Origin of the sequence: Nocardia miyunensis NBRC 108239 (genome assembly GCF_001613065.1) — a bacterium.
GTDB classification, from domain to species: Bacteria; Actinomycetota; Actinomycetes; order Mycobacteriales; family Mycobacteriaceae; genus Nocardia; species Nocardia miyunensis.
In genome coordinates this window covers 46,400-66,313 of record NZ_BDBQ01000090.1, presented here as the reverse complement: position 1 = coordinate 66,313, position 19,914 = coordinate 46,400, and the positions used below count along the sequence as shown (strand labels likewise).

Genomic DNA, 19,914 nt, shown 5'->3' with positions numbered 1-19,914 from the left:
CCTCAACGCTTGGCGGCGGTGAGCTTGGCGATGTTGGCCCGGAAGTCCTCGCTCTGGAACGTGAGATCCTCTGCGGTGAGCGCGAAATCGAGCGTCTGGAGCACCGCGTGTTCGAGTTGCATGTTCAGCAGGCGCTTGGTGTTCTCCACGGCCTGCTGCGGCAGTTCGAGAATGCGCTTGGCGCATGCCAGGGCCTCGGCGACCGGGTCGGCGACGACGTGGTTGGCCAGGCCCATCTCGCGGGCTCGCTCGGCCGGAATCCGCGCACCGGTGATGGCGTACTCCTTGGCCAGCAGCAGGCTGGTGTGCAGCGGCCAGGTTAGCGGGCCCCCGTCGGCGGCGACCAACCCGACCTGCACGTGCGGATCGGCCAGGTAGGCGGATTCGGCGATGTAGACCAGATCGCTCAAAGCGACCAGGCTGCAACCCAATCCGACGGCGGGCCCGTTCACCGCGGCGATCACCGGAATCCGGCAGCGTGCCAACCCCAGCACGATGTCGCGACCGTCGGCGATGGTCTTCGTGCGCAACTCCCGGTCGCGGCTCAGCTCCTCGAGGTAGGTGAAATCCCCGCCCGCGGAGAAGGCGCGACCGGCGCCGGTCAGCACCGCTATCCGCGCGGTGGGGTCCGCGCTCAGCCGCGGCCAGAGCTGAGCCAGACCGTGATGCAGCGGATCGTTGACCGCGTTGAGCGCATCGGGGCGGTTGAGGGTGATGATCCGGACCGGCCCCTCGGCGCGGACGTCGATTTCGGCGGGCATGTCGTACATGTCAAACTCCCAATCCCAGGATGCGTGCGGCGATGATGTTCTTCTGAATCTGCGAGGTCCCGCCCATGACGCTCTGCGCCCGGCTGTACAGGTACGAGCCGAGCAGTTCGGGATCGCGGCTGCCGCCCACACTCAGCGCGGCGTGTCCGACCGCCTGATCGACCCAGGTCATCAGGAGCTTGTCCAGCGATCCGTCCGGGCCGTGGGTAACCCCGTCGAGCTGTTCCGACAACCTGCGACGCACGTGCAGCCGCAGCATCTCGGTCTGCACCGCGGCCCAGGCGAGCTCGGCGGGCGGCGGGCCGTCCACGCGGGAGGCCAACTGGCGCACCAGCTTTCCGTATCGGGCGGCATAGCCCAGGGTGGAGGGTTCGCGCTCGTGCCCGACCACCGTCATGGCGAGCTTCCAGCCGTCACCGGGTTCGCCGATGAGCTGATCGGCGGGCACGGTCGCACCGTCGAAACGCACCTGCCCGAACTCGCGGGTGACGCCGCTGATCATCTTCAGCGGCCGCTGTTCCACGCCCGGCTGGTGCATCGAGATGATGAACCCCGAAATCCCCTTGTGCCGAGGCACATCCGCATCGGTGCGGGCCAGCAGCAGGCACCAGTCGGCGACATCGGAATAACTGGTCCAGATCTTGTGCCCGTGGATGACGTAGTGATCGCCCGCACGGGTCGCGGTGGTGGTCAGCGAGGCCAGATCCGAACCCGCGCCCGGCTCGCTGAAGCCCTGGCACCAGCGTTCGGTGCCGTTGATCATCCCGGGCAGGAATCGCTGCTGCAATTCCTTGCTGCCGTGCCGCCCCAGCCCCTGCACCAGATAGCCCAGGCTCGGTCGCGGCGGAGCTCCGGCGATGGCCAGCTCCTCGTCCAGGATCACGTCGTAGACCGGCGGCAGTTCCTGCCCGCCGAACTCCCGCGGCCAGGTCACGCCGAAGAATCCGGCAGCGTACAGGGCCTGATGCCATTCGCCCTGCCGTGCCCAGTATTCATCGCCCGAGGTCGGGAAGCGCCCGGCGGTCTCGGCCAGCCAGCCGCGCAGGCGCGACCGGAATTCGGCCTCTTCGGGTGAATCACGAAAGTCCACAGTCGATCTCCTCCAGACGCACGGGGAACAATTCGGTCGAGGTCATCGCGCGTCGCAGATAGACGTGCGCCAGGCATTCCCAGGTGTTGCCGATGCCGCCGTGCACCTGAATGGCCGTCTCGCACACCGTCTGCGCGGACCGCGCGCAGTACAGCTTGGCGATCTGCCCGGCCCGGATGGCCTCGTCGGGGGTGAGTTCATCCACCGCCCACGCCGCGTGCCGCAGCACGCTGATCGAACCCTCGATCAGCGCCTGGCTCTCCGCGAGCAGATGCGCGACGGCCTGATACGAGCCGATCGTCTTGCCGTACTGCGCACGCACTTTCGCGTAGTCGACCGCGAGAGCCTGTGCACCACGGGCACATCCGACCAGATCGGCGCTGGTCGCGGTGAGCGCCAGCGCTTGCCAGCGGCCGAGTTGGTCGGCGTCGAGTTCCCCGAGTGGTTCGCGATCGCCGCTGATCACCGCATCGACACGGGTCAGGTCCGCACCCGGCGAGTCCTCGCCGACGCCTGCGGCCAGCAGCCGGAGCCCGTCCACGATCAGCACCCGGTCGGCGTCGCGGGCGTCGATGGCCCGACCATCGACGGCCACGGTCCAGCGCGCGGCGGCATCACCGGACTGTCCGCGCAGATCATCGGCCAGCACGGGCCCGAGGAACGGCACGTCCACCAGACCGCGCGCGAACTCCTCGGCGACGATCGCGACCTCGACACCGGAGGCACCGTCCGAGCGCAACGCCCGCCAGCCGGTCTGCGCGACCGTCGCCGCCAAACGGGTCACGCGGGCCTGATCGTCCAGACCCAGCACCGAGCCCGGTCCCAGGTCGTCGGCCAGTTTCGCGGCGGCGTCACGCAGCTGCCGCTGTTCACTCGTGTATCTGACGTCCATACTGCTCCTTGAGAATTCGGCGCAACACCTTGCCCGACGGCAGTCGGGGGATCTCGGATACGAACACCACGCGACGCAACCGCTTGTACCCGGCCAGCCGGTCCGCGACCAGGGCGGTGAGTTCGTCGGCGGTGACCTCGGCGGCGCGGGTGACCGCCGCGACGATCGCCTCGCCGTCTTCCCGGTCGGGCACCCCGAACACCGCGCAGTCGGCCACCGCCGGATGCGCGTGCAGGACGGCCTCGATCTCGGCCGGTGCGACCTGGAAGCCGCGCACCTTGATCATCTCCTTGGACCGGTCGGTGAGCCGGATCCAGCCTTCGGCGTCGATACTGCCGACGTCGCCGGTGCGGTACCAGCCCTCATCGAATGCGCCCGCGGTCGCATCCTCCGGGAGATATCCGGCCATGACCGAGAGCGAACGAGCCTGTAGTTCGCCGATCTCCCCCGGCCCCAGCGGTTCTCGGGTCTCCAGCGAGATCGCGCGCAGCTCCACCCCGGGGGCCGCCTTGCCGACGCTGTCCAGGCGCGCGCCGCCGATCGGGCTGCACGCGATGACCGGCAGCTCACTGGCCCCGTATGCGGGCAGCCAGGGCACACCTGTTCGGGCGGTGACGGTTTCAGCGACGCCGGGCGCGACCGGAGTCGCGCCCCACATGATGTAGCGCAGCGAGGACAGATCGTAGGACTCGAGTTCGGGATGCGCGGCCAGCGCCAGAGCGATGGGGGCCACGGCCATTTCGACGGTGATCCGGTCTTCGGCGATACAGCTCAGCATGCGTTCGATGTCGAAGCGGCGGTGCAGTCGCATCCAGGCCCCGGCCTGCAATACGGTCAGGATGTTCAGCAGGCCGAGGATGTGTGCGGGCGGTGTCAGGATCTGCAGTCGATCATAGGAATTCAGCTCGAGCACCTTGATCCAGTGCTGTACGGCGGCTGCCATCGAGGCATGCGTATGCCGCACGGCCTTGGGCAGACCCGTTGTACCGGAACTGAACACGAGCACCGCGTCGGATTTCGGGTCGGGGTGCGCGGCCGGATGCCGGCGCGGGGTGATCGGCTCGTCCAGGTGCCGCATCGGCAGCGCCTGCCCGAGCAGTGGCGAATCGCCCACGCCGAGAACGGGTTCGGTCAGTGCCAGCGCGTGGTCCAGCTCGGTCTGCTTCCAGGACGGGCTGATCAGCACCACCGTCGCGCCCAGGTGCCACAGCCCCAGCACCGCGATCACGAACTCCGGGCGATTGGCGGACATCAGCGCGACGCGGTCACCCGGCCGCACGCCGCGCTCGGCCAGCTCGGAGGCCAGGCCCTCGGCGAGGCGATCCAGCTCCGCCCGGGAGTACTCGCGGCCCTCGAAGACCAGCACGACCGGTTCGGCCCGGACCGTCGCTGCTCCGCCCGGCGCGCTCACGGCGACTCCCCGGCGCTCGGGGGCGCGACCGGGGCGCCTGCGCGCCGAGTGGTGCACGACACCATCGCGACCTTCCAATCTCATTGATGAGAATAGAATTCTCTTTATACTAGAATCTTAATACCAGAGGAGGGTAGTTCATGGCGAGACCACCGATGTTCCAGCGCGCGACCGTCACCCGGATCAGCAAGGAGAGCGCGGACGCACGCACATTCGTGCTGGCCCCGCACGACGGGCCGATCACGTACCGCGCCGGGCAGTTCTGCACGTTCCGGGTGCACGTCGACGGCCGGGACCTGTTCCGCTCGTACTCGATGTCCAGTGCCCCCGAGACCGACGGCGAGCTGATGACCACGGTCAAGCGGGTGCCCGGCGGCGCGGTGTCGAACTGGCTGCACGACAACGTCGTCGAGGGCGACGAACTGGAGATGTCCCAGGCCGCGGGCCGATTCTGCCTGCGTGAAACGCGGGCTCCCCTGCTCGGATTCAGCGGCGGCAGCGGCATCACCCCGGTCCTGTCGCTCACCAAGAGCGCCCTGGCCACCACCGACCGCCGGATTCGACTGCTATGCGCGGACCGGGATCGCGAGTCGGTGATTTTCGACACCGCGCTGACCGAACTGGCCGCGCGATATCCCGGACGGCTGAGCGTGATCCGGCATCTGGACTCCGCCGGCGGATTCCTCACTCCCGAGGCGATCGCCGAGTTCGTCGGCTCCGACGGGGAAGCCGACAGCTACGTCTGCGGGCCCGAACCGTTCATGGAGATGATCGAGAAGGCCCTGCCCGGACCTGGGCTGATCTTCAGTGAGAGATTCGGGGCTCCGGCGCCGATGCTGCCCGGAGCCGAGGCACCGGCCGCCGACACCGTCACCGCGAAGACGCCCGAAACTCCCTCGGCCCCAACAAATCCCGCGGGCGAGGGCACGGTCACGATCATCCTGAACCGCAAGAAGAAGACCGTCCCCCGAAACGACGGCGAGACCCTGCTCGAGAGCGCCCGCCGCGCCGGACTCACCCCGCCCTTCTCCTGCGAAGCAGGCAACTGCGCCACCTGCATGGCCAAGGTCACCGAGGGACACGCCACACTGCGCCAGAACAACGCGCTCACCGACGACGAACTGGAAGAAGGCTACGTGCTGACCTGCCAGGCGGTCCCCGACACCGATTCCATCACCGTCGACTACGAATGAGGGCCCAGCCTTCGCACCGACCCACCTCCGCCCCGGCCCTGCGAAGCGGATCCCAGCCGATCCGCTCCGCAGGGCCTCGCGCGTACCGGGTATCGCACCCGTCGCGCCGCCGGATTGCTCTATTTCGGGCCACGCCGCACTGCGCTTTCCGAATCACACTGCGCCGCGCGGTAATCGAGAACACAGCAGCCTGCCTGCGCGGCACCGCACCGGTCCCGCGTCCGGAATCCTGCCTCAGGGTTTGACGCCCAGCGAACGGCCTCGCCGAGTATCGCGCGCGGACCGCTTTCGGGCTCGCATCCGGCCGTACCGATAGAATTCGGCACGCGCACAGAGTATCTCGCGAGCGCGGTGCTACCCGTTCGTCACATCCGAAGTCCTGCCGCACGGTGACAACCTTCAGCGACCGGCTTCGCCCAGCACCGGGGGCGGACCATATTCGGGCTGGTATCCGGCGATCTTGATCGGGTTGCGGATCAGGCGGAAATCGCCCGCGGTGACGATCGCTTCCGGGGTAGCGGCCAGGGCTTCGGGCAGCGTGCGGACGGCTGCGGCGGGAATTCCCAAGGGGCGCAGCCGGTTCTGCCAACCGGTCGCGGTGTCCGCGGCCAGGGCGGTGGTGACCGCGGCGAGTACCTCGTCGCGCTGCGACGCGCGTTCGGCCATGGTTTCGAAACCGGTGACCCCGGCCTCGGCGGCGAAGGTCCTCCAGAATCCGTCGTGGGTGATGAACAGCGCCAGATAGCCGTCAGCTGTCGGGAACAGCTGCGCCGGAACGTAATACGAGTGCGCGCCGAAGGGGCGGCGGCGGGGTTCGGCGCCGGTGCCCAGGTAGGCGGCGGCGTGGTAGTTGAGCTGGGAGAGCATCACGTCGTAGAGCGAGACGTCGACCTGTCCGCCACGACCGGAGACGATCTGCGCGAGCAGGCCCAACGCGGCGGTCAGGCCGGTGGAGTTGTCCGCGGAGGAGTATCCGGGCAGCGTCGGCGGCCCATCCGGGTCGCCGGTCATGGCCGCGATGCCGGTCGAGGCCTGGACGACGTAGTCGAACGCCGGATCGTCGCCGCCGTCCAGCCCGAATCCGGTGACGGCCACGCAGACGATCCGCTCGTTCCACCCGCGCAGCGCGTCATAGGTCAGCCCGAGCCGCCGGATCGCCGAGGGCTTCAGATTCACCAGCAGCGCATGCGATTCCGATGCCAGCTCACCCAGGCGTTGCTGCCCGCCCGGCGAGGTCAGATCGATGCACAGGCTGCGTTTGCCGCGGTTGAGGCTGGCGAAGTAGGTCTCGCTGACCTGCCGGGAGATCTCGCCCGAGGCCGGTTCCAGCTTGGTCACCTCCGCGCCCAGATCGGCCAGCATCATGGTCGCGTAGGGCCCGGCCAACATGGTGCCGACTTCCAGGATCCGGATCCCGGCCAGCGGCCCGCCGCCCGACTCCGGCGACACTCGACTATCCGGCCGCATCTGCACCACCAGCCCTCCGCGTACCCGCCGCCGCCCGCTCCGGTCGACGCTCTGATCCGAATTACCCTGCCGCGCAGCGGCTATCGCAACTCCCGCGCGACCTCGGCGATCATCTCGCGGGTGCGGCGCTTGGAGGCGCGCAACTCGTCGAGGGTGTCCCCGATCGGCAGCAGCCGCACCGAGATGTCGGTCGCCCCCGCCTCGGCATACCGCCGCAAGCCCGCCGCGATGGCCGCCTCGTCACCCGCGATGCACATGTCGCCGATATTGCGGGAATCGCCCTGATCCAGCAGCCGTTGATAATTCGGCGAAACCTCGGCCTCGGCGAGGATGCGGTTCGCCCGCTCCTTGGCCTGATCCACCTCGTCCGGTCGGCACAGGCACACCGGCAACCCCGCCACGATGCGCGGAGCCGGACGGCCCGCGTCGGCGGCGGCCTTGGTGATCTTCGGCGCGATGTGGCCGGCGATGGCGCGCTCGTCGGCCATCCACAGCACCGTGCCGTCCGCCCGCTCCCCCGCGATGCGCAACATCACCGGCCCCAGCGCGGCCACCAGCACGGGTACCGGCGCCACAGGACCCAGATCCAGCGGATTGTGCACCGTGAACGTCTCGTTCTCCACATCCACCGAACCCGGCCCGCGCAGTGCGGGATTCAGCACGTCGAGATAATCCCGGGTGTAGGCGGCGGGCTTGTCGTACGGCAGGCCCAGCATGTCCCGCACGATCCAGTGATGCGACGGCCCGACCCCGAGCGCGAGCCGCCCGTTCGCCGCAGCCTGCGCCGAGAGAGCCTGCCGCGCAAGGGTTATCGGATGTTGCGCCTGCAAAGGCACAACGGCCGTGCCCAATTCGATGCGCGTGGTTTTCGTGCCCATCAGCGCGATGGTGATCAGCGCGTCGAAATCGGTGGGCAACTGCGGAATCCACGCCGAATCCAGACCGGCCGACTCCGCCCATTCGATATCGGCCAGCATCCGGTCCAGTTTGCGCGTGGCGTCGCCCTTCTCCGGGCCGATCATCACTCCGATACGCACGAATTTCCTCCAGTTTCAAGCACTTTCACAGCGCGCCCGCGTTTCGCCGGCGGCGCGGTCAGGACGACGCCGATGTACCGGTCAGCTTGCGGATCTCGGCCACCAAGACCTCCAGCGCGGTACCGGTCGGGAACACCGCGGCGGCCCCCGCCTCCTCCAGCCGCGGCACATCCGCCTGCGGAATCGTGCCGCCCACGACCACGGCGATGTCTCCGGCGTCCACGGCCCGCAGCGCGTCCACCACGCGCTTGGTCAGCGCCAGATGCGCGCCCGACAGGATGCTCAGCCCCACCACGGCCACATCCTCCTGCAACGCGATCGACACGATGTCCTCCACGCGCTGGCGGATTCCGGTGTAGATCACCTCGAATCCGGCATCGCGCAGGGTGCGCGCGACGATCTTCGCGCCGCGATCGTGCCCGTCCAGTCCAGGCTTGGCGACCAGTACCCGCGCGGTCATCAGAACACCACCGGCTGCTGGAATTCGCCCCACACCGATTTCAGCGCGGCGGTCATCTCCCCGACCGTGCAGTAGGCGTTGGCGCAGTCGATCAGGCGGTCCATCAGATTCTCGTCTCCCTCGGCGGCGCGCGACAGTGCGGTCAGCGTGGATTCCACTGCGGCGGAATTCCTTTCGGCCTTGACCTTGGCCAGGCGTTGCAACTGCACCTCGCGTCCCTGCGCGTCGAGTTCGTAGGTGCCGATATCGGGCGCGGGCTCGTCGGAGACGAACCGGTTCACCCCCACCACCGGACGTTCGCCCGATTCGATCTGCTGATGGGCCTTGTACGCCTCGTCGGCGATCAGCCCCTGCAGGTAACCGTCCTCGATGCAGCGCACCATCCCGCCGTGCCGGTCCAGATCGGCCATGATCTCGACGATGCGCGCCTCGGTCTCGTCGGTCAGCGCCTCGACGAAGTACGAACCGCCGAGCGGATCCGCGACCCTGGTCACGCCGGTCTCGTACGCCAGGATCTGCTGGGTGCGCAGCGCCATCGTCGCCGATTCCTCGCTGGGCAGCGCGAACGGCTCGTCCCAGGCGGCGGTGAACATCGACTGCACCCCGCCCAGCACCGAGGCCAGCGCCTCGTAGGCGATGCGCACCAGATTGTTCTGCGCCTGCGGCGCGTACAGCGACGCACCGCCGGAGACGCAGCCGAACCGGAACATCGACGCCTTGTCCTTGGTCGCGCCGTACCGTTCGCGCACGATCGTGGCCCAACGACGCCGTCCCGCACGGTATTTCGCTATCTCCTCGAAGAAATCGCCGTGCGTGTAGAAGAAGAAGGAGACCTGCGGCGCGAACTGATCGATGCTCATCCGCCCGCGTGCGACGACGGTGTCGCAGTAGGTGACGCCGTCGGCCAGGGTGAAGGCCATCTCCTGCACGGCGGTCGCGCCCGCATCGCGAAAGTGCGCGCCCGCCACCGAGATCGCGTTGAATCGCGGCACCTGTGCGGCGCAGAATTCGATGGTGTCGGCGATCAGCCGCAGTGACGGCTCGGGCGGCCAGATCCAGGTGCCGCGCGAGGCGTACTCCTTGAGGATGTCGTTCTGGATCGTGCCGGTGAGCTTTTCGCGCGGCACACCCTTCTTCTCCGCCGCCGCGACGTAGAACGCCAGCAGGATCGCGGCGGTGCCGTTGATGGTGAAGCTGGTGGAGATCTTGTCCAACGGGATTCCGTCGAACAGGATCTCGGCGTCGGCGAGGGTGTCCACAGCGACGCCCACGCGGCCGACCTCCTCGCTCACCTCCGGATCGTCGGAGTCGTAACCGCATTGGGTCGGCAGGTCCAGTGCCACCGACAGTCCGGTGCCGCCCTGTTCGAGCAGATACCGGTAGCGCCGGTTGGACTCCTCGGCGGTGCCGAATCCGGAGTACTGCCGGAACGTCCACAGCCGACCTCGATAGCCGGAGGCGAAGTTTCCGCGCGTGAAGGGGTACTCGCCCGGCGCGGGCGGATCGGCTCGCCGATCCTGCGGTCCGTACACCGCTTCGAGCGGGATACCGGACGAGGTCTGCACTTCGTTGTTCATCAGTGAATACGGTACTTGCCAAAAAAGAGAATGCCAATACCATCAGGTGTGAATGCCTGATCACGAAGCTGTTGCGACCGAGGAGCACGATGTCCGACCACCTACCGCTGACCGATCGCACGATGGTGATCTCCGGTGCGAGCCGCGGCATCGGCCTGGCGATCGCCCTCGCCGCCGCCCGGCAGGGTGCCAATGTGGCGCTGCTGACCAAGACCCTGGCCGACGCCGCGGCGGCGATCCTGTCCCGCCCGGCGCGCAAGACCACCGGCAACTGCTTCCTGGATACCGACGCGCTGTCCCACTACGCCGGGCTCGACGATTTCTCCCGCTACGGCGGCGGCCCGAACCCCACCCCGGACCTGTTCCTGGACTGAGGAATCCGGAAAGGATTGCCACACATGCCAATCGACGAAACCCCCGCCGAACGCTACGAAGCCGGACTACAGGTCCGCCGGGAGGTGGTGGGCGAGGAGTACGTCGAGCGCGCCCTCGCCTCGGCCACCGAATTCTCCCGGCCGCTACAGGATCTGGTCACCGAATACTGCTGGGGCGCGGTGTGGACCAGGGAAGGTCTGGATCGCCGCACCCGTTCGATGCTCACCCTGAGCATGCTGACCGCGCTGAACCGGTCCACCGAATTCGCCACGCACGTACGCGCGGCGCTTACCAACGGCGTCACTCCGGAGGAGATCCGCGAGGTGCTGCTGCACGCGACCGTCTACGCCGGGGTGCCGGCCGGGGTGGAGGCGTTCCGCATCGCCGGGCCGATCCTGGTCGAGCACGCTGCGAAGTAACCCGGCAGCAGAACACGGACCTTCCCGGCAAGCTCGGCGCGAAGCAGACCGATATCGCCGATGAGTGGTCGGCCCGGCGAAAAGACTCAGCGGCACAAAACCTTCCGGACCCTGGCGCGGCACCGGGGGTACCTGGCCTTATGACACGGCCGACCATGCGAAATCATGATGGTCGCATAACGAAAATGCTACTTGTGTGACTTGAGAATCTCCTTACCATAAATGGCTAGCGAGACCTCGATCACATTCAGCGCCTCGTGTTCATATCGCCCTGCTTCAGGAGCTTCCATGTCCACCACCGAAACCAGTCCGCCGCCGGACCATCTCGACAGCCCTGCCGAGAACGACACCGGCCGCTTGGACGGGGCCTCCCGCCTGCGGATCTTCACCATCCTGGTCGTGATCGTCCTGTACACCGAGGTCGTCCCGCTGCAGTACACGATGGTCTCGGCGGCCCTGCAGAAGATGACCAAGACGTTCACCAACGTGGGCGGGAACATCAACTGGGCGGTCATCATCCTGGGGCTGGTGGGCGCGGCCGCGACGCCGCTGATCGGCAAGGCCAGCGACGCCTGGGGCAAGAAGAAACTGTTCCTGGCCACCGGACTCTGCTTCTTCGTCGGCTGCGTCATCTGCGCGTTGACCAGCAACTGGACCATCTTCCTGATCGGCCGCGGCCTGGCTGCGCTCTCCATCGCCAGCCAGGTCGTCGCCTACGGCCTGATCCGAGATCTCATCCCGCGCAAGTACATTCCGCTGGGCGTCGGCATGATCGGGGCGGGACTGGGCTTCTCCGGGGCGGTCGCACCGCTGATCGGCGGCTTCCTGGTCGACCACTTCGAGTGGCGCGCGATGTTCTGGTTCCTGGCCGCGTTCACCCTCGTGCTGACCCCCCTGGTCATGTGGATCGTGCCGGAGACGAAACTGCGTGTGCGCGAACGCTTCGACCCGTTCGGCGCGATCTTGCTGTCCGCGGGCGCACTGTTCACGCTGCTCTACCTGGACAACGGTCAGACCTGGGGCTGGGGCCGCCCGTCGGCGCTGGCCTGGCTCATCGTCGGCTTGGCCATGCTGGTGCTGTTCGTCGTGGTGGAGTTCCGGGTCTCCCGGCCGATCATGGATATGAAACTCCTGGTCAACCCGAAGGTCAGCCTCACCCTGCTGATGACCGCGTTCGGCGTCGGCATCACCGCGGTGCAGCCGCTCGCGCTGGGCTATATGACGCAGACCCCGAATGTCGACGGACTACGCGAGAGCGTCACGCAAGGCGTTGTGGCACAGGCGCATCAGATGACCGGGATGACCCTCCCGGCGAATCTGGTACACGTGAGTTTCGATCCGAGCTACACCTACGGCAACGGCTTCAGCATGCTCGGATACGCACTGCACGTGGGCATCTGGGCCGGTCTGCTCGGCATGATAGTCGGCCCGTTCGCCGGTGCGATGGCTCGGCGGTTCGGTGCGCGAATCCCGGCGATTCTCGCGTTCACCATCCTGACGATCTCGGGTGTGGGATTCGTCGTATTCCACTACAGCTGGATCACGTATCTGGTGCTGTATCTCCTGGCGGGCATCGGATTCGGCTGCTTCTACGCCGCGGGCCCCAACCTCATCATCGACGCGGTGCCACAGGAACAGCAGGGCATCAGCGCGGGCATGCTCGGGGTCACCATGAGTATGGGTTCGGCCGTCTGCATGGCGATCACCACCGCTCTGTTGAACAACCATCCGGTCAAGGCGCACATCGATGTGATGGGGCACTCGTCGGTCCAGACGATCCCACAGGTCTTCGCCGACCGCGGGTACACGCTGAGTTTCTGGGTGGTGCTGGCCACCACGATCGTCGCGCTGATCGTCGCCGTGGCGATGCGGCACGGTCGCCAGCCCGCGACCGGCGGCGAGGCGGTGGCCGACTAGGTACGAGAAAACCTCGGCGCCCGAATCATTCTCGGGCACCGAGGTTTTCGTACGGCGTGACCGCGATCAGCGGGCCGAGGTGTGCTCCACCTCGGAGGTCATCGGCACGGCCGGACCGTCGTGACCGAGGTGGGCATCGACACCCTGCACGGCGTCACCGTGCACGTTGACCTGCATGACGACCGGCGCGTAACCGCTCACCACGACGGTGTAGTCGCCGTCGGACAGGTTGGCGAAGGTGTAGCTGCCGTCCGGGCCGGTGGTCATGGTGTCCACCACGTGCCCGGCCGGATCCATCAGCGTCACCTGCGCGTCGTGCAGCGGCCGATCGTCCGAGCGGACCCGGACCACACCGCTCAGGCGCGCACCGGGCCGCAGCAGCACCGCGATCTCGGTGATACCCGCACCGCTCACCAGCACCGGAACGGCCGTCGGGTGGAAGCCGTCGGCGCTCACCGCGACGATGAATTCGCCCTCGGGCAGATCGGACAGGCCGAACCGGCCCAGGATGTCGGTCTCGGCCGAGGCGACCACCTCACCGCGCGGGTCCAGCGCCGCGACACGCGCCTCGGGCACCGGATCATCGCCGGGGACGCGGGTGACGGTTCCGGCCAGCGTGCCCATCCCGGCGAGGGTCACCTCGCAGGCGGTCGGGACCGGGCCGACCGTGACCGTCGAAGCGTCCGGGCGGCGGCCCTCCGCCGAGGCGATCAGCACATAGACGCCCGCGGACGGCGCGGCGAGTTCGTAATACCCGTCCTGGCGGGTGGTCGCGCGGCCCTGCTGACTGCCCGACATCGAGATCAGCGTCAGCGTCGCACCGGGCACCACGGGCCCGCCCGCATCGCGCACCCGGCCGTAAACCGAAGGGCCGGTGATGTTTTCAGCGACGGTGGGCCCCGCGTAGTGATCCGCCGCAACCTGCACGGCAGCGGAGACGACACCGGCGACCGGCAGCGAATCGACTTCCGCGGCAACAAGATCGGCCTCGGCCGCCGTGTGCGCGACAGCGGCCTCAGCCGCGGCGGCCGCACTGCGGCGCACCGGGATGAAGATCGCGAGCACCGCGGCCACGATCGAGACGCCGCAGCCGATCAGCAGGCCGGTACGGAATCCGTTCTCGGTGGGGATGCTGGTCCCGGCGAAGCTCACGCTCATCTGCGCGAGCACCACGCCGATCACGGCCGAGGAAACCGAGGTGCCGATCGACCGCATCAGGGTGTTGAAGCTGTTGGCCGCGGCCGAATCCTTCACCGGCACACCGCCCATGATCAGCGCGGGCATCGCGCCGTAGGCGAATCCGGTGCCCGAGCTGATGACGATCGTCACGATCATCAACGTCCAGGGGTTGCCCATCAGCACCATCGACAGGCCGTAGCCCACGGCCATGATCAGGGCGCCGACGGTCAGGGTCACCTTCGGCCCCTTCAGTGCCGACAGCTTGGCACTGGGCACCGAGAGCAGCATCATCATCAAACCGCCCGGCGCCATGAACAGGCCCATCGCCATCATCGACTGGCCCAGGCCATAGCCGGTGATCTTGGGCAGCTGCATCAATTGCGGGACGATCAGCGACTGCGAGTACATCGCGACGCCGATCCCGATGGACGCGATATTCGTCATCAGCACCTGCGGACGCGCGGTGGTCCGCAGATCGACCAGCGGCGCACTGCTGCGCAGCTCCCACCAACCCCACAGCAGCAGCACCACGACCGCGGCGACGAACAGGATGATGATGCCCGCGCTGCCCCAGCCCCACGAACCGCCCTTGGACACCGCGAGCAGCAGGCACACCAATCCCGCGCCCAATCCGATCGCGCCGAGTACGTCGAAGCGTCCGGTCGAACCGGCAGGCGCGACCGTGGGCAGCACGAAGTAGATCAGCGCCGCGACGACCACACCGGCCACCGCGACGCCCCAGAACAGCACCCGCCAGTTGGCGTATTGCACAACCGCCGCGGACAGCGGCAGACCCAGCGCACCACCGATTCCCAGTGACGAGCTGATCAGCGCGATACCCGAGCCGAGCCGCTCGGGCGGCAGCAGATCGCGCAGCGCGGCGATGCCGACGGGGATGATGCCCACACTCATTCCCTGCAAGCCACGGCCGATGATCATCGGCCACAGCGAGGAGGACAGCGCGCACACCACCGAACCCACGATCAGCGGGACGGTCGACAGCAGCAGGACCTGGCGCTTCCCGTACATGTCACCCAGGCGTCCGGCGACCGGCGTGACGACCGCGGCGACCAGCAGGCTGGCGGTCACCACCCAGGTCGCGTTGGCCGTCGAGGTGTGCAGCAGCTTCGGCATCTGGCCGAGCATCGGGATCACCAGGGTTTGCGTCAATGACGCGACGATGCCGGCGAATGCCAGCACCGCCAGTATGCCGCCGGAGCGGGCGGCAGGTTGTTTTTCGGCCACGTCAATCTCCTAACGAGTCACGCCGTTAATATGTAGTATGCATATCGTGTGCGTAATGCACAATAATTGCTGAGTGCACAAAGATGTGGCGTCCGTCTCGCGGGTATCGTCCGCAGCGGGCACAGCAGAAGGGAGTTCGGCATGGACGGGCCCGTGGACCTGGTCGAATTCGAGAGCATGCTGCTCACGAAGTACACCCTCAACCCGCGCTTCCGCAGCGGGAACGGCCTGCTCGAGCGCAGCGCCTACCTACTGCTGAGCCGCATCGAACTGGCCGGGCCGCAATCCATCCGGCAGTTCGGTGACGCGCTTCGCCTGGACGCCTCGACCCTGAACCGCCAGACCCGCGCGCTGCTGCGAGACCGGCTCGTCGAACGCATCGCCGATCCCGACGGCGGCATCGCGCGCAAGTTCCAGCTCACCGAGGCGGGCCGCCGCCGCCTGCACGCCGCCCGCGCCGTCAACGTCGAGGGCATGACCCGCGTGATGGCCGACTGGACCGATGAGGACATCGCCGCCTTCGCCGGCTACCTGCGCCGCTTCAACATGGATATCGAACGTCTCGACGGCCGCCCCTGGCCCCGCCCCGACTCCCGCGAAACCAGCTCGGCGAATCCGCGCTGATTCCCGGCCCCGGACAGCACAGGCCGAAACGTATACGATTCGGGCAACAATCACGCAACATCACCTCGGTACCGTCACCCCGTCAACCGCCCTACGCGGGGCCGATCGATCGGAGTGTGAGATGACCGGAGCGACACCGTGCTGCTGGCGATGAGAGTACTCCCCGGCGTGACAGCTATGTCCCCGCGTGCGCCCCAACAGCTTTCGGCGCATGGCATCGATCGAGCGAGGTCGGCGGTATCGCGTCACGATCACGGACGCTTCGGTCGATCGGGCGAACATGCATCGATGCTCGACCCACTGCACAAGTGGTGCGCCGGGCGGGCAGCAGCATCGGCGAGCGGCCGCAACCGAATTCAGCCGCCACCATCGATGCAACGGCGGATCCATTCGGCCAATGGGCACAACTACTTTCGACATCGAAGCGATTCGACGCCGCCCCCGCACGGCGAACTCGACGGCATCGACGACCGTCTTCGGGTAGTCGAGGCCGCGTCGCCGCAGCGGGCATCTGGGGCAGCCCGTGCACTCCGATCACATCTCGCACCGCGAACGAGACAGCCCGCCTACTCCACTCATATCCCTCACCACAAACGAGGTACGACCACGTTCGCCACCGAGAGAACCGCGCTATGAGCCCACACAGTGACCTTCACACCATCGGCGAGCGGCTGCGAGTAGTCGAGACGGATCTGCTGCGACGGTACCCCGGCGATCGGCCGGGTCAGCCCGTGCACACCGCTTATGTCTGCGCGGCGGATACGCAGGCGGATCTGCCGGGCGAGTGGGGTGCGACCGCGGTGGAATTGGCCGACCGGCACATAGATCTGCTGACCGGCCTGGCCGGGGTTGAGGTGCTGGCGCGGGCTCGGGAGACGTTGGCGCAGACGCCAATTCAGGATCTGCGACTGGATTTCGAGGACGGGTACGGCACTCGCGGGGATGCGGTGGAGGATGACGATGCGAGGCGGGCCGGGCGGGTGCTCGCGGCGTTGCCCTCAGCGGTTTTCTCACGGGGTGTGCGGATCAAGGGGCTGACTCTCGGGGAGTACGAGCGGGCGGTACGGACGCTCGAGCTCGTCCTGGACGGGGCAGGCGGCGTGCCGGAGGGATTCGTTTTCACCGTGCCGAAACTGCGGGCCGTCGAGCAGGTGGACGTCGCGGTTCAGGTCTGCGAGATGTTGGAGAGGGCATACGGGATCGCCTCGGGCACATTGCGTTTCGAGTTGCAGATCGAGAGTCCGCAAGCGGTGATCGCGGCCGACGGTTCGGCCACGGTCGCCCGGGCGATCCATCGTTCGGCCGGACGCTGCACCGGATTGCATTACGGCACTTACGATTACAGTGCCGCGTGCGGTATCGCTCCGCAGTTCCAGTCGCTGGAGCATCCGGTGGCCGATCATGCCAAGGCGGTCATGCAGGCCGCGGCCGCGCAGACCGGCGTGTGGGTGTGCGACGGCTCGACGCAGGTGCTTCCGATCGGGGATGCCGCCGCGGCGGCGCTCGAGCGGCACTTCCGGCTCGTCACCCGGGCGCTCGAACGCGGCTACTACCAGGGCTGGGATATGCATCCCGGCCATCTGGTCACGCGCTGGGCCGCCACCTATGCCTTCTTCCGCGGCGCACTCCTGGCCGCGGCCCCGCGCATCGACGGCTATCTGCGACGCCGGGGCGGGGCCGTGGTCGACGAACCCGCCACCGCGCAGGCCTTGGCCACGGTGGTGCTGCGCGGCCTGGACTGCGGCGCGTTCGCCCCCGAGGACGTCACCGCACTGTCCCCCGACGCATCGGTCGAGGTGCTCACCCAGTTGCGCGAAAGGAAGGTGCTCGAACTGTGAAACCCACGGAGCCAACGGAATTCACCCTGTTACCGGATCTGGCGGTGCGCACCCTGGGCGGTGCGGTGATCTGGGCGAGCGACGAATCCTTCGCGGAGAAGGAGAATTTGATCCGCCCCGAGGCCTCGACCCATCAGGCCGCCACCTTCGGTCACAAGGGGCAGGTGTACGACGGCTGGGAGACGCGGCGTCGCCGTCGCCCGCACGGTGACGCCCCCGGCCCGGACGATTGCGATACCGCCATCGTGCGACTCGGCGTGCCGGGCGTGGTGCGCGGGGTGATCGTGGACACCGCGTGGTTCACCGGCAACTATCCACCCGAGATATCGGTGGAAGCCATTGCAGTGCAAGGATATCCGCCCGCCGACCAGATCGCCGCGCTCGACGGCTGGACCCCGCTGGTCGCACGCGCTCGAGTCGTCGGCGATACCGCCAACGCGTTCGGAGTCGAATCGGATCGGCGCTTCACCCATGTGCGTCTGCGCATCCACCCGGACGGCGGCGTGGCCCGGCTGCGGGTGCACGGTGAGGCGAAACCCGATCCGCGATGGCTGGATTCGGGACCGTTCGATCTGGCCGCCCTGGAGAACGGCGGCCGGGTCGCGGACTGCTCGAACCGCTTCTATTCCCATCCGCAGAATCTCCTCATGCCCGGCCGCGCCCGCGTCATGGGCGACGGCTGGGAGACCGCCCGCCGCCGCACCTCCGGCAACGACTGGGTGCGCGTCCGCCTGGCCGGAACCGGCATCCTCACCTCGGCCGAGATCGACACCTCCTATTTCCTGTCGAACAGCCCCGGCGCGGCGGCACTGACCGGCATCCGCCCCGACGGCAGCGAGGTCGAACTACTCCCCCGCACCGACCTGCTCCCCGACGCCCGTCACCGCTTCCCCCTCACCCCCGCCGACTCGGTCGAGCAGGTGCGCCTGGATGTCTACCCGGACGGCGGGCTGGCCCGGCTGCGCCTCTACGGCACTCTCACCGACGCCGCCCGCGACGAATTGCGCGGCAACACAGCGTGATCCAGTGCGGCGAGGATCGGCAGCAACGAGGTGCGCGCGGAGCAGCAGCTGCCCGGGCAACCCGGTCGGCCGCAGGCGACCCGGCGCAGGCCGTCTCGCTCGCTCCGACGTCCGCCGCGACGAGTTGCCCGCCCGCACGTAATGATCCAGCGCTGGCGGGATCGGAAGCAGCACAGATTAATCCAGCTCGAACAAGGAGTAGCGATGACTGAGGGTGTGATGGACGGATACCCGCGGGACATGGTCGGCTACGGGCCGACGCCGCCGGATCCGCGGTGGCCGGGCGGGGCGTTCATCGCGGTGCAGTTCGTGCTCAACTATGAGGAGGGCGCGGAGAACTGCGTGTTGGACGGTGACGAGGCGTCCGAGACGTTTCTGTCGGAAATGGTTCCGGCACAAGCTTTTCCGAATCGGCACCTGAGTATGGAGTCGCTCTACGAGTACGGCTCGCGGGCCGGGGTGTGGCGGGTGCTGCGGACCTTCGAACAGCGCGGCATCCCGCTGACCATCTTCGCGGTCGCGCGGGCGCTGGAACGCAATCCCGAAGCGGTGGCGGCCTTTCGGCGGCTCGGGCACGAAATCGCCTGTCACGGCCTGCGCTGGAAGTCCTATCAGCTCGCCGATCCCGAAACCGAACGCGAGCATATGGCCGAGGCCGTTCGCATCATCACCGAACTGTTCGGCGAACCGCCGCGCGGCTGGTACACCGGCCGCGACTCCCCGCAGACCCGCGATCTGGTCGTGGCGCACGGCGGATTCACCTACGACTCCGATTCCTACGCGGACGATCTGCCCTACTGGACTCGGGTACGCGACACCGATCACCTGGTCGTGCCGTACACCTTGGAGACCAACGACATGAAGTTCTCCTCCCCCGCCGGTTTCGCCAACGGCGAGGAGTTCTTCACCTACCTGCGCGACGCCTTCGACGTGCTCTACGCCGAGGGCGCGGCGGGCGCACCCAAGATGCTCTCGGTCGGCCTGCACTGCCGCCTGGTCGGCCGCCCCGGCCGCACCCGCGCCCTGGAACGTTTCCTGGACTACGTCCAGTCGCACGAGAAAGTCTGGCTCGCCCGCCGCATCGATATCGCCGAGCATTGGGCCCGCACCCATCCACCCAGCTGAGTTGGGTTGATTTCACGACGCGGCAGTCGCAACGCTGTCGATCGGCCTGCCGCCCAAGTCGATCGGCGCCTCGGCTGGGTTCGTTCGGCGCGGCAATCGAACTCGTCCCGCGCCGAGCGAACTCCCCCGGCGTCTACCAGCTCCATAACGGCGCTTCACTTCTTCCGCTCAGCACGGTCCGAGCGCCACTCCGCGATCCCAAGCCGAGTACCATCCTCGGGCGATTACGTTACGGCGCTTTACTTCTCCCACCCCAACACGGTGAAGCGCCAC

General features: G+C 67.7%; 16 protein-coding genes and 2 pseudogenes. 8 read left to right on the top strand and 10 right to left on the bottom strand.

The window, feature by feature from the left end; all coding sequences use genetic code 11:
* Positions 1-2 precede the first annotated feature (2 nt).
* Genes NM2_RS35995 through NM2_RS35980 form a run of 4 tightly spaced genes read right to left on the bottom strand, consistent with a single transcriptional unit; the run spans position 3 to position 4,163 of the window.
* Positions 3-770, bottom strand: a complete 768-nt coding sequence (locus NM2_RS35995; protein WP_067678651.1) for an enoyl-CoA hydratase/isomerase family protein — start codon at positions 768-770, stop codon at positions 3-5.
* Position 771: 1 nt separating this feature from the next.
* Positions 772-1,860: an acyl-CoA dehydrogenase family protein gene (locus tag NM2_RS35990; protein WP_067678648.1), complete on the bottom strand. Its 1,089-nt coding sequence runs from the start codon at positions 1,858-1,860 to the stop codon at positions 772-774.
* Positions 1,847-2,752, bottom strand: a complete 906-nt coding sequence (locus NM2_RS35985) for an acyl-CoA dehydrogenase family protein (protein WP_067678645.1) — start codon at positions 2,750-2,752, stop codon at positions 1,847-1,849. The genes NM2_RS35990 and NM2_RS35985 overlap by 14 nt, the downstream gene beginning before the upstream one ends.
* On the bottom strand, positions 2,730-4,163 hold the full coding sequence (locus NM2_RS35980) for a class I adenylate-forming enzyme family protein (protein WP_067678642.1): 1,434 nt from the start codon (positions 4,161-4,163) through the stop codon (positions 2,730-2,732). The genes NM2_RS35985 and NM2_RS35980 overlap by 23 nt, the downstream gene beginning before the upstream one ends.
* Positions 4,164-4,303: 140 nt before the next feature.
* Between NM2_RS35980 and NM2_RS35975 the strand changes: the two genes are divergently transcribed.
* Positions 4,304-5,356, top strand: a complete 1,053-nt coding sequence (locus NM2_RS35975; RefSeq protein ID WP_067678639.1) for a ferredoxin--NADP reductase — start codon at positions 4,304-4,306, stop codon at positions 5,354-5,356.
* Positions 5,357-5,755: 399 nt separating this feature from the next.
* On the opposite strand, the gene NM2_RS35970 is transcribed toward NM2_RS35975, so the two are convergent.
* The 4 genes from NM2_RS35970 to NM2_RS35955 all read right to left on the bottom strand — a co-directional run bounded on the left by NM2_RS35970 (position 5,756) and on the right by NM2_RS35955 (position 9,897).
* Positions 5,756-6,805, bottom strand: coding sequence for a CaiB/BaiF CoA transferase family protein (locus tag NM2_RS35970; RefSeq protein ID WP_245718367.1), 1,050 nt, complete (start codon positions 6,803-6,805; stop codon positions 5,756-5,758).
* Between the two features lie 98 nt (positions 6,806-6,903).
* Complete coding sequence (locus tag NM2_RS35965) at positions 6,904-7,860, bottom strand: LLM class F420-dependent oxidoreductase (protein WP_067678636.1); 957 nt, start codon at positions 7,858-7,860, stop codon at positions 6,904-6,906.
* A 58-nt stretch (positions 7,861-7,918) separates the two neighbouring features.
* On the bottom strand, positions 7,919-8,320 hold the full coding sequence (locus NM2_RS35960) for a cobalamin B12-binding domain-containing protein (protein ID WP_067678633.1): 402 nt from the start codon (positions 8,318-8,320) through the stop codon (positions 7,919-7,921).
* On the bottom strand, positions 8,320-9,897 hold the full coding sequence (locus NM2_RS35955) for a methylmalonyl-CoA mutase family protein (RefSeq protein ID WP_067678630.1): 1,578 nt from the start codon (positions 9,895-9,897) through the stop codon (positions 8,320-8,322). The genes NM2_RS35960 and NM2_RS35955 overlap by 1 nt, the downstream gene beginning before the upstream one ends.
* Before the next feature lie 89 nt (positions 9,898-9,986).
* On the opposite strand from NM2_RS35955, the pseudogene NM2_RS53490 reads away from it, so the two are divergent.
* From NM2_RS53490 to NM2_RS35940, 3 genes and pseudogenes are all read left to right on the top strand, one after another.
* Positions 9,987-10,112 (top strand): annotated as a pseudogene (locus NM2_RS53490) (SDR family oxidoreductase); the annotation flags it as partial.
* Between the two features lie 183 nt (positions 10,113-10,295).
* A complete protein-coding gene (pcaC, locus tag NM2_RS35945; RefSeq protein ID WP_067678624.1) occupies positions 10,296-10,691 on the top strand; it encodes a 4-carboxymuconolactone decarboxylase in 396 nt (131 codons plus the stop codon).
* A gap of 288 nt (positions 10,692-10,979) precedes the next feature.
* A complete protein-coding gene (locus NM2_RS35940) occupies positions 10,980-12,608 on the top strand; it encodes an MFS transporter (protein ID WP_067678621.1) in 1,629 nt (542 codons plus the stop codon).
* Positions 12,609-12,674: 66 nt separating this feature from the next.
* On the opposite strand, the gene NM2_RS52080 is transcribed toward NM2_RS35940, so the two are convergent.
* Both NM2_RS52080 and NM2_RS52075 read right to left on the bottom strand, forming a co-directional pair.
* Positions 12,675-13,535: an MSCRAMM family protein gene (locus NM2_RS52080; RefSeq protein WP_281182661.1), complete on the bottom strand. Its 861-nt coding sequence runs from the start codon at positions 13,533-13,535 to the stop codon at positions 12,675-12,677.
* 87 nt (positions 13,536-13,622) lie between these two features.
* Positions 13,623-15,032, bottom strand: a pseudogene (locus tag NM2_RS52075) (MFS transporter); the annotation flags it as partial.
* 141 nt (positions 15,033-15,173) lie between these two features.
* Here NM2_RS52075 and NM2_RS35930 point away from each other — a divergent pair.
* From NM2_RS35930 to puuE, 4 genes are all read left to right on the top strand, one after another.
* On the top strand, positions 15,174-15,656 hold the full coding sequence (locus NM2_RS35930; protein ID WP_067678617.1) for a MarR family winged helix-turn-helix transcriptional regulator: 483 nt from the start codon (positions 15,174-15,176) through the stop codon (positions 15,654-15,656).
* Positions 15,657-16,288: 632 nt separating this feature from the next.
* Positions 16,289-17,494, top strand: coding sequence for a DUF6986 family protein (locus NM2_RS35925; protein WP_067678610.1), 1,206 nt, complete (start codon positions 16,289-16,291; stop codon positions 17,492-17,494).
* Entirely contained in the window at positions 17,491-18,516 is a 1,026-nt protein-coding gene (alc, locus tag NM2_RS35920; RefSeq protein WP_067678607.1) for an allantoicase, read from the top strand. Before NM2_RS35925 ends, alc begins: the two co-directional genes overlap by 4 nt.
* 219 nt (positions 18,517-18,735) lie before the next feature.
* Positions 18,736-19,641 (top strand): allantoinase PuuE, encoded by a 906-nt coding sequence (gene puuE / locus NM2_RS35915; protein ID WP_067678604.1) that lies wholly within the window; start codon positions 18,736-18,738, stop codon positions 19,639-19,641.
* Positions 19,642-19,914: the final 273 nt, after the last annotated feature.